An 11,326-nucleotide genomic window follows, 5' to 3' on the forward strand; every position below is an offset into this window, starting at 1 on the left:
AACCGTTTACTTGGCTGAACTTATCCGGCTTTTCTTGCTCCTATGCCGGTAGCCATTGATCGTGGCCGCCTGATAAGCTCGCGGCTTTACTCGATTGCCCTATTGGCGCATGAACAAGGAAATAGCATGAAACAGCATCGGTTGGCGGCTGCGGTTGCCCTGGTTGGTCTGGTCCTGGCGGGTTGCGATTCGCAGACCAGCGTCGAGCTCAAGACTCCGGCACAGAAAGCCTCCTACGGTATTGGCCTGAACATGGGCAAGAGCCTGGCTCAGGAAGGCATGGACGACCTTGATTCAAAAGCGGTTGCTCAAGGCATCGAAGATGCTGTCGGCAAGAAAGAACAGAAAATCAAGGACGAAGAACTGGTCGAAGCCTTTGCAGCCCTGCAAAAGCGCGCTGAAGAGCGCCTGGCCAAGATGAGCGAAGAGTCGGCTGCTGCTGGCAAGAAGTTCCTTGAAGAAAACGGCAAGAAAGCGGGTGTCGTGACCACCGCTTCCGGCCTGCAGTACGAAGTGATCAAGAAGGCCGATGGCGCTCAGCCAAAGCCGACTGACGTGGTAACCGTTCACTACGAAGGCAAGCTGATCGATGGCAAGGTCTTCGACAGCTCGGTTGAGCGTGGCAGCCCGATTGACCTGCCGGTCAGCGGTGTGATCCCAGGTTGGGTCGAAGGCCTGCAACTGATGCACGTTGGCGAGAAGTACAAGCTGTACATCCCCTCCGACCTGGCTTACGGTGCCCAGAGCCCGAGCCCGATGATCCCGGCCAACTCTGTTCTGGTTTTCGAACTGGAACTGCTGGGCATCAAGGATCAGGCCAAGCCTGACGCCGACGCCGCCGAGTAATCCGCGCGCGATACTAACAACGCCCCGTCTCGACGGGGCGTTGTTGTTTCTGCCAACCGGTTCGAACCGATGCGGGTCAGGTACGGTCTGAAAAGCTGCACCCGGTGCAGAAAAGGTGCAGGATAAACAAAACGTTTGCGCGATTGAAACAGGTGTGTAAAAAACGCCCGATTTGAGCCCGGCCCTTGCCCGGCGGGCGCCTTGGAGCGCATATGGCGCTCTGTTCACAAGGTTATCCACAATTATTGTGGATAACCTTTCCCTGGTTGGCCCTTGGAGGCTGTATGAAAGCACCGTGGAATTTCGCCCGCTTTCTGCCCTTGGCTGAGCGCTTGCTCAGTCGCGGCCGTCTGCCAGCGTTGCTGTTTGCTGTGGCCCGCAAAGGCCCGCGGCTGGGCAAGTTGCGTGAAGACGTGCGTCTGATGCAGGCCCTGTGCCTGGCCTGGTGGCGTGGTGAATACCGTTCGATCAGCCCCAGGGCGCTGGTGACGGTGGTGGCGGGGCTGCTGTACTTTGTCAGCCCCCTGGACGCGATCCCCGACTGGTTGCTGGGCGTGGGGTTTCTCGATGACATTGCCGTACTGGCCTGGGTCATGAAGGCCGTGTCGGACGAACTGGCCGCCTTCAACGCCTGGCGCAACCGTCAGGCGCCGGAAAAACTGCGCGTGGTCGAGCGTTTGCCGGCCACCCCTGAAGCCCTGCGACTGGAACAGCCCAAAGGCTAATTACATCAGCTCCCTGCACACCCTTGTTGGCTGGTAATATAATTGGCATAAGGATTATGCCTACCGATTACATATCGTAATCCTACAAGGGGGTTGTAATGGGTATTCAGGTCATCAGCCGGGACGGTCAACCCGAGTATGCGGTTGTACCCTGGGAGCAGTACCAGGCACTACTGAAGGCGGCCGGCCTGCGTGAGCCAGCAGCCGTCGACAGCACACAAGTCACCCCTCAAGAAAGTGTCAGCTTGCCGCATTTCAGCGAGTTGGCGCGTTTGCGTGAAGGCAAGGGACTGGCGCCAGAACAGTTGGCGCGCAGCGTTGGCATCAGTCCGGTATACCTGGCTCTGATCGAAAGTGGTGAGCGCCAGCCAGATGCCGCGATTCGCCGCAGTCTGGCCTGGGAATTGGGTGTCGCAGGCTGGAGCGAGCCATCGTGAGCGGTGTCAGGATCAGCCGCCAGCACTGGGATGGTTTGCTTGGTGAATTGGACTTGGCCCGCCGCCAACGTCATCTGCTGACCTATCGTGCATTGCTCGAGCGCCTGCAGTTGCCAAGCCCGGCCATGCAGACACTGACCGCAGCGCTGGAGCATCTGGCGGCGCTCGATGCCCGTGCCGAGCAGCCGCTGCGCAGCTCATTGGTGATCAGCCAGGGTGCCAGCCGTTTGCCGCGTACCGGTTTTTTCGAGTGCGTTGAGCGCCTGGGGCGTTTTTCCGGGCCGTCGGATGGCATGGCTGCGGCCTCCTGGCATGCTTCGGAAGTGGTGCGAGTGTTCGAATACAGCTACCCGGAAAAAGAAGAGGCCTGAGGATTATCACGGGCTGGCTCGGGGGGCTTATCCATTCAATGTGGCGATGCTGCTGGCCCCTTCCGCCCTTACGGCGGCCTACTTTTTCTTGGATAAAGTAGGCAAAACCGCTTGCTCCTGTATACGGCCCTATAGGCATCGATGCAGACACCGCGCAGCAACGGACACGGCGTCGATACCATCGCCGGAAAGAGCGGCTCCCACTAGCTACCCACTGCTAAACCTGCTGTCGAAGAGGTTCCGTGAAAAACCAAAAAAAAGGGACTGAGGCCAACGGCGCTCAGTCCCTTTTTTTCGACAGAATGGTGACTGTTTAATGACTCAATAGCGGCACAGTCACATTATTTTGCCGTCACCTTTTACGGGTTGTTTTTCGCCACGGCCGAGTTCAGCCCCAGGTAGTCGAGCAGGATTCGCCCGGACTCTGTCAGGTAGGCGTCGTCTTCCGGTTTGGTATCGTCCGGCTCGACTGGCAGTGCGTCTTCGTCTTCCTTCTTCAGTTCCTTGAGCGGCTCTTCGCCCTTGGCCTTGCGCCGGGTGTTTTCCAGTGCCAGTTGCTTGCTTTCAATGTCGGCATGCTGGGCACGGCGTTCGGCTTCGTTGAGGCTGACAGTCTTCTCGTTCATCAGCTTCTGGGTCAGCGCCAGGCGGTCGCGAATGTAGACGAACTCCGGATCCTTGGCGGTGCGGCTGTCATGACGGGCCTTGAGTTGGGCCAGGTACGGCTTGAACGGATCAACCGCAGGCTTGATTGCCGGGCGGATGGTGTCCCACGGCATGGCTTCAGGCAGGGCGCTCTCGCCGATTTCCTTGGTGTCGATGATCGACGGGTAGTCGATGTCCGGCAGTACGCCCTGATGCTGGGTGCTCTGTCCGGAGACACGGTAGAACTTGGCCAGGGTCAGCTTCAGTTCGCCATGGTTAAGCGGCTGGATGGTCTGCACGGTGCCTTTGCCGAAGGTCTGGCCACCGAGGATCAGCGCACGGTGATAGTCCTGCATGGCGCCGGCGAAAATCTCCGAAGCCGAGGCGGACAGGCGGTTGACCACCAACGCCAGCGGGCCTTTGTAGAAGGCACCGGTGTTTTCGTCTTCGAGCACGTCGACGCGACCGTCGCTGTTGCGTACCAGCACCGTCGGGCCCTTGTCGATGAACAGGCTGGTCAGCTCTGTGGCTTCCTGCAGGGATCCGCCGCCGTTGTTGCGCAGGTCGATGACCACGCCGTCGACTTTTTCCTTCTGCAGTTCGGTGAGCAGCTTCTTCACGTCACGGGTGGTGCTCTTGTACTCCGGATCACCGGCACGGAAGGCCTTGAAGTCCAGGTAGAAGGCCGGGATCTCGATGATGCCGAGTTTGTAGTCGCGGCCATCCTGCTTGAGTTTGAGCACCGACTTTTTCGCCGCCTGCTCTTCAAGCTTCACCGCTTCACGGGTGATCGGCACGATCTTGGTGGTCTGGTCGTTCGGCGCATTGCTGGCCGGGATCACTTCCAGGCGGACCACAGAGCCCTTCGGCCCACGGATCAGCTTGACCACTTCATCCAGGCGCCAGCCGATCACGTCGACCATTTCCTTGTCGCCCTGGGCAACACCGATGATCTTGTCGGCCGGGGCCACTTGCTTGGTCTTGGCGGCAGGGCCGGCCGGGACCAGGCGCACGATCTTGACCTGATCGTTGTCGCTTTGCAGCACGGCACCGATACCTTCGAGCGACAGGCTCATGTTGATATCGAAGTTTTCCGCGCTGTCTGGCGACAGGTAGTTGGTGTGCGGGTCGTAGGACTGGGCGAAGGTGTTGATGTAGGTCTGGAAGATATCTTCAGCGCGGGTCTGGTCCAGGCGCGTCAGCTGATTCTTGTAACGCTTGGTCAGCAGCTCCTGAATCGCCTTGGGTTCTTTGCCGGCAATTTTCAGACGCAGCACTTCATCTTTGACACGCTTGCGCCACAGGTCGTCGAGTTCAGCCTGGTTCTTGACCCACGGGGCGTCCTTGCGGTCGACCAGCAGGGTTTCCTTGGTGGTGAAATCGAAGTTGTCGACACCTTTGTTCAATTCAGCCAGGGCGAAGTCCAGACGCGATTTGACCCGGTCCAGGTAGCGCTTGTAGATGGTGAAACCGGGGTCGAGATTGCCGCTTTTGAGGAAATCGTCGAACTGGGTCTTCCACTTGTCGAACTCGGCGATATCGCTGGCCAGGAAATAGCTGCGCGCCGGATCGAGCAGTTTGATGTAGCTGTCGTAGATGATCACTGAGCGCGCATCATTGAGCGGCGGCTTGCTGTAGTGGTGGCGCTTGAGCAGCTCAACCACGTTGAGGCTGGCAACCACTTCATCGCGGTCAGGCTGGAGTTTATCCCAGCTGTTGGCGGCCCATGCATTGCCTGCCAACGGCAGACTGCCCAGGCCGATCAACAGTGCGAGGGTGGTGCTTGGCAAAAAATGCTTCATGCTGATTCGACGTAGGGACAATTGATCACGCATATTAGGCCGTCTTTGGATTCGCCGGTTCCATCAGAACCGGACGCATAATGCAAAAAGCCCGGGGCTACAGCACCCGGGCTCAGTCATGACTCAACTATGGAGGCACTGTGAAGGCATTGCAAGGCGTTGACGGACATGTGGAGTGGGTTACGACGACAAGTCCAACCTGCGATATCGGTCAAGTACGAATTCGCGTGGCTGCCGCCGGCCTCAATCGTGCCGACCTGCTGCAGCGTGCCGGGCTCTACCCACCACCGCCGGGAGCCAGCGAATTTCTTGGCCTGGAGTGCTCCGGGGTGATCAGTGAGGTGGGCGCTGGCGTCGCCTGGCAGGTCGGTGATCGGGTTTGCGCACTGCTCGCCGGTGGCGGCATGGCCGAGGAAGTGGTGGTCGATGCGCGTCACGTGTTGCCGGTACCGGAAGGCCTGAGCCTGCAAGAAGCCGCAGCCATTCCCGAGGTGTACGCGACGGCCTGGCTCAATGTGTTCCAGCTGGCCGGGCTCAAGCCAGGGGAGAAGGTCCTGCTGCATGCGGGCGCCAGTGGCGTGGGGTCGGCGGCGATTCAGCTGTGCAAGGCGTTTGGCAGCCCATGCTGGGTCAGCGTTGGCTCGGCCGAGCGTTTGGCCTACTGTGAAGAGCTAGGGGCCAGCGCGGGTGTAGTGCGCGGCGATGACCTCAATGGTTTGAACGATTTCGGGCCATTCGACGTGATTCTCGACCCGGTCGGTGCCAACTACGCCGAGCTCAACCTCAAGTTGCTCGCCCGTGACGGACGTTGGGTGATCATCGGCTTGATGGGCGGGCGCAAGGCTGAGCTGGACCTGGCGCAGCTGTTGGTCAAGCGCGTGCAGGTGATCGGCTCGACGTTGCGCACCCGCGATGACCAGTTCAAGGCAGATCTGCTCAGCGATTTGGGCCACCAGGTCTGGCCGTTGTTCAGCGAAGGCCGACTCAAGCCGCAACTGGCCAAGGCGTTCCCGATCAAGGATGCCGAAGCTGCGTTTGCCGAGCTTGCGAGCAATCAGGTGTCGGGCAAGCTGGTGTTGGTAATCGACGAGAGCCTGGCGTAGGCCGTATCGCCGGCAAGACCGGCTCCCACAGGATCGGTGTCACACCGTCTTTTGTGGGAGTTGGCCTTGTTCAGGTCCAGGTGTGAATCGGCCAGCCGTTCTTCTCGGCATGCTCACGCAGCACCGGGTCCGGATTGACCACATGCGGGTAATCCACCTTCACTAACAGCGGCAAGTCGTTACGCGAGTCGGAATAGAAACTCGCGCCTTCCAGATTTTCTTCTTCCTGATCCAGCCATTCCAACAAGCGGGTGATCTTGCCTTCACGGTAGGTCAGCACGCCGGTGGTCTTGCCGCTATACACGCCATGGGCTACCTCCAGCTCGATGCCAAGGATTTCATCGATGCCCAAACGCTCGGCAATCGGCCGCACCAAGTGCGTGCCGGACGCCGAAATCACCAGAATCCGGTCACCTGCCTTGCGGTGTGCGGCGATGGTTCGCGTCGCGTCACTGAAAATGATCGGTTCGATAAAATCTTCCACCCACGGCCCGACCAGATGATCGACCTCTTCCGGTGTCCGTCCGATCAGCGGCTCAAGGCTGAAGGTCATGTAGTCCTCCATCGCCAGGTGCCCCTTGCCATAGGCGTCCATCAGCTCCCGGTCGCGACGCAGGAAAGATTCGCCGTCGACCCAGCCAAGGCGGGCCATCTGTTCGCTCCACAGTGAGGCGCAGTCGCCGTGGATCAGGGTTTCATCCAGATCGAAAATCGCTAATGCCATGTTAAAAAAACTCCTGTGCAACCCTCAGGCGACTTCGCAGAGGGCGGTGGGATCGATCGACAAGGATACGCGCTGGCCGTCGGGGTGCAGATCGGCGGGCGAACGATTGAGCACATCGACCAGTAATTCTACCCCGCGGGCTTCGACCCGGTAGCGGATCACGTTGCCGAGCAGGCTGTGGCTGCGCACCAGGCCTTCCAGTTCGCCGTTGAGGCTCAAGGCGATGGCTTCCGGGCGGATAGCCAGACGGCTGCTCACCGGACGCTGCAGCAAACGGCTAGCGCTCTGGGCGTCGAGCAGGTTGTAGTTGCCGATAAAGCCTGCGGCAAAGACATCCACAGGCGCGGTGTAGAGGGTTTCGGCATCGCCACTTTGAACAATGCGGCCCTGGTTCATCAAGAAGATGCGATCAGACAGGGTCAGCGCTTCTTCCTGGTCGTGGGTGACGAAGATGGTCGTCAGGCCCAGCTCGCGCTGGATCTGGCGGATCTGTTCACGCAGGTGCTTGCGGATTCGCGCATCGAGTGCCGATAACGGCTCATCGAGCAGCAGCAAACGTGGTCGGGTCACCAGCGAACGTGCCAGGGCGACCCGCTGGCATTGACCGCCGGACAACTGATGCGGATAGCGACTGGCGAAGTCTTGCAGTTCCACCAGTTGCAACACCTCGCGCACCCGGCTGCGGCTGTCATCGGCGTTGACCTTTTGCATGCGCAGACCGAAGGCCACGTTCTGTTCCACGGTCATGTTGGGAAACAGCGCGTAGCTTTGGAACACCATGCCGATGCCGCGCTTTTGCGGGCTCAGCGGTACCAGGTCGTGGCCATCGAGGAGAATCTTGCCGCTGTCGACCGCCGTCAGGCCGGCGATGCACCGCAGCAGGGTGGACTTGCCGCAGCCGGAGGGGCCGAGCAGGGTCACGAATTCGCCGCGCTGGATTTCACAATTGATGTCGTTGAACACGGGGCTTGCGCCATAGCTCTTTTGCAGATTCTGTACGCTGACAAAGCTCATATCAGGACTTGTCCTTGTTCAGGCGGTTAGCTGCCCACGTCAGCACCAGCACGAAGAAAAAATAGGAAATCACCAGGGCACTGTTGAAGTGGCCACTGCTGTTGCGCATGTTGTTCAGGTACACCTGCAGGGTTTCGTAGCGGGTACCGACCAGCAGGTTGGCGAACACGAACTCGCCGAACAGGAACGAGAACGACAGCAGCAAGGCGACCAGCAGGCCTTTGCGCAGGTTCGGCAAAACCACCAGAAACGCGGCCTGAAAGGTGCTGGCGCCGAGCAGTTGGGCCGCGTCCATCAGGTCGCGCAGGTTGATGGCCTGCAGGTTGTTGGTAATCGCCCGGTACATGAACGGCAGGGCCACGGTGAAGTAGCAGCCGATCAGGATCCACGGTGTGCCGACCATGGCCATCGGGCCCGAGCCATACAGTTGCAGCAGCCCCACCGACGACACCACCGGTGGCACGGCAAAGGGCAACAGGATCAGGATGTTCATCAGCGCGTCGAGCCGCGGAAAGTGGTAATGGACTACGAACAGCAACGGCAGGATCAGCAGCACCGACAGCAGCAGGGCGCCGACGCACACCAGCAGCGACTGGCCGAACGCGGCGAGAAAGCGCGGATCGCTCCACAGTGCCAGGTACCACTTGAAGGTCAGGCCGCTGGGCAGCAGGCTCGCCGACCAACTGGTGGCCAGTGAATAGAGCAGGGTCCCTGCTAGCGGTAACAACAGAATGATGAACAACAAATAGACCATCAACCGATGGTAGAGGCGGCTGGTGCCGGGTTCAGCGCGCGACATGGTAGCTCCTCTTCAACAGCCATTGATGGACGATGGTGACCAGGGTCATCAACCCCACCAGGATTATTGCCAGGGCGCTGGCCAGGTTCGGGTCCAGTGAAATGTCGCCGGCCACCAGCGCCGCGATACGGATGGGCAGGACGTTGAAGTTGCCAGTGGTCAAGGCATACACCGTGGCGTAGGCGCCCAGGGCGTTGGCCAGCAAGATCACGAAGGTGCCCAGCAGTGCTGGCGTCAGTACCGGCAGGCCGATCAGTCGCCAGTATTGCCAAGTGTTGGCGCCGAGCAGTTCGGCCGATTCGCGCCAGTCTTCGCGCAGGGCGTCGAAGGCGGGGTAGAGCAACAATACCCCCAGGGGGATCTGGAAGTAGGTGTAGAGAATGATCAGACCGGTCTTCGAATAGAGGTTGAAGTCTTCGATGATCCCGGCCTGTTTCAGCAGCAGGGTCAAGGCGCCGTTGAAGCCGAGCAGGATGATGAAGGCAAAGGCCAGCGGTACGCCGGAAAAGTTGCTGGTCATGTTGGCGAAGGCATTGACGAAATCGCGTAGGCGCGAGTCGACCTTGCGTAGCGAATAGCTGCCTAGAATGGCGATCAACAGGCCGAATACACTCGACCAGAAGCTGATTTCCAGGCTGTGCTGAATTGCCTGGCGATAGAATTTTGAGCTGAACACCTTGCTGAAGTTGGCCAGCCCCCAACCGCTTTCGGCCTGTAAGCTGTGGATCGCCACCCAGGCCAGCGGTGCAATTTGAAAAATGATGAAAAACACGGCAAACGGTAGCAGGCACAACGCTGCCAGCCAGCGCCTGCGTTTGATCGAATTCACTTGAGCAACTCCCGACATACCGGCTTGTCATGGGGGACGCCAAGCAGCTCGCAGATCGTCCCGCACAAATCGGTTTGCAGCGGCTTGGCGGCAGGATCGAGGCTGAAGGCGTCACCAAACACGAACAGCGGCACCTCGCGCTCTTCGGCCAGCAGGCCGTTGTGTGAGCGGTCGTTGTTCATGCCATGGTCGGCGGTGACCAGCACCTGGTAACCCTCTTGCAGCCAGGTCTGCAGGTAGTCGGCCAGGAGGATGTCAGCGCTGCGGGCGCTGTTGCGATACTGGCTGCTGTCCAGCCCGTGACGGTGACCGGCGTCATCGATGTTCATCGGATGCACCAGCAGAAAGTTTGGTGCGTGGCGGCGGCGCAGGTACTCGGCGTCGGCGAACAGGTGTGAATCCGGGTAGTGGTCGGCGTAGTAGAACAGACCGTGCTGGATCGGCAGTTTGGGTGCATGGGTGTGGCGGTCGCGCAACGGGTCGAAGGGCGAGCGGTTGTACAGTTCGCTGACCCAGTGGTAGGCCGCTGCCGCCGTGCCCAGACCGGCTTCACGGGCATAGTGGAAGATGCTGCGCTGAGTGGAAAGGCGGGTGACGTTGTTGTGAACGATACCGCTGTCGATCGGTGCTACACCGGTGAGGATGCATTCGTACAAGGGGCGCGACAGCGCTGGCAGTTCACACTCCAGGCGATACAAGGCTGCGCGGTCGGCTTCGACATAGGCATGCAAGTGGCCCATGGCGTGGTAGGCGACTTGATGGTTGAGGCCGTCGAGCAAGACCAGGATGACGTTGTGATTCATGGGTTCTCCGGGTTAGGTGATGATCGCTTCGTCGGCAAGGCCGACTCCCACAGGATTTGTGCTGACTCTGTCCATGTGGGAGCCGGCCTTGCCGGCGATTGAGGACGCTGGGATTTCCCTGGCGCCCCGAAGCCTCACTCCATCTCGATAATCACTTGCTCTTGCCACATCTGCGGTAGTTTCTTGGAGGTCGCTTCCCAGGCCGCGGCATCCTTGATCGGCTGCACCGCCTTGTATTGCTCGTTCGGCAGCAGCTTGGCCTGCACATCAGCCGGCAGCGTCAGGTGTTCGGCACGGATCGGCCGGGCGTGACCGATCGCCAGGTTGGTCTGCCCGGCATCGCTGAAGATGTACTCACGGGTCAGTTTGGCCGCGTTGGGGTTTTTGGCGTACTTGTTGATGATGGTGGTGTAGCCGGAAATCACCGAGCCGTCCGACGGGATCAATACTTCAAAACGATTTGGGTCGATCTGCTGGCGGTAGCTCAGGCCGTTGAAGTCCCAGACCACACCGACTTCGATCTCACCCTTTTCCAGGGTCTGGATGGTCGGGTTGGCCAGCGACAGGCGCTTCTGCTGGGCCAGTTTGGTGAACAGTTGCAGGCCCGGCTCAATGTTTTTCTCATCACCCTTGTAGGCAATGGCGGCAGCCAGTACGCCGTTGGCGGCCTGGGCGGCGGTACCAACGTCGCCAATGGCCACCTTGTATTTGCCTTTTTCCAGGTCATGCCAGGTTTTCGGCATGTCCGCTTCCTTGACCAACTGCTTGTTGATGATGAAAGCAATGGAGCCGGTGTAGGCCAGCGCCCAGTGGCCATCCTTGTCTTTGGCCCAGGCCGGGATCTGCTCCCAGGTGCTCGGCTTGTATGGCTGGGTCACACCTTTGGCCACGGCGATGGGGCCGAAGGCGGCGCCGACGTCACCGATGTCGGCGCTGGCGTTGTCTTTCTCGGCATCGAACTTGGCCACTTCCTGGGCCGAGCTCATGTCGGTGTCCATGTGTTTGAGGCCGTATTTTTTCGCCAGGTCCTCCCAGGTGCCTTTCCAGTTGGCCCAGGCATCGGGCATGCCCACGCTGTTGACGGCGCCTTCCTTGCGGGCGGCGTCCTCGAGGGCCTTGAGGTCGGTGTCGGCGGCCATGGCCGATGTGCACAGGGCGATGGTCGAGCCTAGCAGTGATGCCAGAAAAAGGTGTTTCATCCGAAGCTCCTTGGTGGGTGCCTTGCAAA

At 59.9% G+C, this 11,326-nt stretch carries 12 protein-coding genes; 5 read left to right on the forward strand and 7 right to left on the reverse strand.

Features of this window, described 5'->3' with window-relative positions:
• Positions 1–126: 126 nt before the first annotated feature.
• The 4 genes from bamJ (at position 127) to CX511_RS07145 (ending at position 2,379) form a co-directional block, all read left to right on the forward strand.
• A complete protein-coding gene (bamJ, locus tag CX511_RS07130) occupies positions 127–846 on the forward strand; it encodes a BamJ family beta-barrel-assembly machinery protein (protein ID WP_045180173.1) in 720 nt (239 codons plus the stop codon).
• Between the two features lie 284 nt (positions 847–1,130).
• A complete protein-coding gene (locus tag CX511_RS07135; RefSeq protein WP_045180171.1) occupies positions 1,131–1,571 on the forward strand; it encodes a YkvA family protein in 441 nt (146 codons plus the stop codon).
• 98 nt (positions 1,572–1,669) lie between these two features.
• Positions 1,670–2,008 (forward strand): helix-turn-helix domain-containing protein, encoded by a 339-nt coding sequence (locus tag CX511_RS07140; RefSeq protein ID WP_101293066.1) that lies wholly within the window; start codon positions 1,670–1,672, stop codon positions 2,006–2,008.
• Positions 2,005–2,379 carry a hypothetical protein gene (locus CX511_RS07145; RefSeq protein WP_045180167.1) on the forward strand — a complete coding sequence of 125 codons (375 nt, stop codon included), beginning with the start codon at positions 2,005–2,007 and terminating at the stop codon, positions 2,377–2,379. Before CX511_RS07140 ends, CX511_RS07145 begins: the two co-directional genes overlap by 4 nt.
• A 359-nt stretch (positions 2,380–2,738) precedes the next feature.
• On the opposite strand, the gene CX511_RS07150 is transcribed toward CX511_RS07145, so the two are convergent.
• Positions 2,739–4,826 carry a carboxy terminal-processing peptidase gene (locus CX511_RS07150; protein ID WP_177409691.1) on the reverse strand — a complete coding sequence of 696 codons (2,088 nt, stop codon included), beginning with the start codon at positions 4,824–4,826 and terminating at the stop codon, positions 2,739–2,741.
• Between the two features lie 140 nt (positions 4,827–4,966).
• Between CX511_RS07150 and CX511_RS07155 the strand changes: the two genes are divergently transcribed.
• Positions 4,967–5,929, forward strand: coding sequence for an NAD(P)H-quinone oxidoreductase (locus CX511_RS07155; protein ID WP_045180163.1), 963 nt, complete (start codon positions 4,967–4,969; stop codon positions 5,927–5,929).
• Positions 5,930–5,999: 70 nt separating this feature from the next.
• On the opposite strand, the gene CX511_RS07160 is transcribed toward CX511_RS07155, so the two are convergent.
• The 6 genes from CX511_RS07160 to CX511_RS07185 all read right to left on the reverse strand — a co-directional run bounded on the left by CX511_RS07160 (position 6,000) and on the right by CX511_RS07185 (position 11,297).
• A complete protein-coding gene (locus CX511_RS07160) occupies positions 6,000–6,653 on the reverse strand; it encodes an HAD family hydrolase (RefSeq protein WP_045180162.1) in 654 nt (217 codons plus the stop codon).
• Between the two features lie 24 nt (positions 6,654–6,677).
• Positions 6,678–7,667 (reverse strand): ABC transporter ATP-binding protein, encoded by a 990-nt coding sequence (locus tag CX511_RS07165; RefSeq protein WP_045180160.1) that lies wholly within the window; start codon positions 7,665–7,667, stop codon positions 6,678–6,680.
• A 1-nt stretch (position 7,668) separates the two neighbouring features.
• The gene (locus CX511_RS07170; RefSeq protein ID WP_045180158.1) at positions 7,669–8,466 is read right to left on the reverse strand and encodes an ABC transporter permease; all 798 of its coding nucleotides are present in this window, start codon (positions 8,464–8,466) and stop codon (positions 7,669–7,671) included.
• The gene (locus CX511_RS07175) at positions 8,453–9,286 is read right to left on the reverse strand and encodes an ABC transporter permease (protein WP_045180214.1); all 834 of its coding nucleotides are present in this window, start codon (positions 9,284–9,286) and stop codon (positions 8,453–8,455) included. The genes CX511_RS07170 and CX511_RS07175 overlap by 14 nt, the downstream gene beginning before the upstream one ends.
• A 5-nt stretch (positions 9,287–9,291) precedes the next feature.
• Positions 9,292–10,098 carry an alkaline phosphatase family protein gene (locus tag CX511_RS07180; RefSeq protein ID WP_045180156.1) on the reverse strand — a complete coding sequence of 269 codons (807 nt, stop codon included), beginning with the start codon at positions 10,096–10,098 and terminating at the stop codon, positions 9,292–9,294.
• Between the two features lie 134 nt (positions 10,099–10,232).
• The gene (locus CX511_RS07185) at positions 10,233–11,297 is read right to left on the reverse strand and encodes an ABC transporter substrate-binding protein (protein WP_045180154.1); all 1,065 of its coding nucleotides are present in this window, start codon (positions 11,295–11,297) and stop codon (positions 10,233–10,235) included.
• Positions 11,298–11,326: the final 29 nt, after the last annotated feature.

This window comes from Pseudomonas sp. S06B 330, from assembly GCF_002845275.2.
In the GTDB taxonomy this organism is placed as follows: Bacteria; Pseudomonadota; Gammaproteobacteria; order Pseudomonadales; family Pseudomonadaceae; genus Aquipseudomonas.

Coding starts and splice junctions, on each gene's coding strand:
- bamJ (WP_045180173.1), top strand. CDS start 127: ATGAAACAGCATCGGTTGGCGGCTGCGGTTGCCCTGGTTGGTCTGGTC.
- CX511_RS07135 (WP_045180171.1), top strand. CDS start 1,131: ATGAAAGCACCGTGGAATTTCGCCCGCTTTCTGCCCTTGGCTGAGCGC.
- CX511_RS07140 (WP_101293066.1), top strand. CDS start 1,670: ATGGGTATTCAGGTCATCAGCCGGGACGGTCAACCCGAGTATGCGGTT.
- CX511_RS07150 (WP_177409691.1), bottom strand. CDS start 4,826: ATGAAGCATTTTTTGCCAAGCACCACCCTCGCACTGTTGATCGGCCTG.
- CX511_RS07160 (WP_045180162.1), bottom strand. CDS start 6,653: ATGGCATTAGCGATTTTCGATCTGGATGAAACCCTGATCCACGGCGAC.
- CX511_RS07165 (WP_045180160.1), bottom strand. CDS start 7,667: ATGAGCTTTGTCAGCGTACAGAATCTGCAAAAGAGCTATGGCGCAAGC.
- CX511_RS07170 (WP_045180158.1), bottom strand. CDS start 8,466: ATGTCGCGCGCTGAACCCGGCACCAGCCGCCTCTACCATCGGTTGATG.
- CX511_RS07180 (WP_045180156.1), bottom strand. CDS start 10,098: ATGAATCACAACGTCATCCTGGTCTTGCTCGACGGCCTCAACCATCAA.
- CX511_RS07185 (WP_045180154.1), bottom strand. CDS start 11,297: ATGAAACACCTTTTTCTGGCATCACTGCTAGGCTCGACCATCGCCCTG.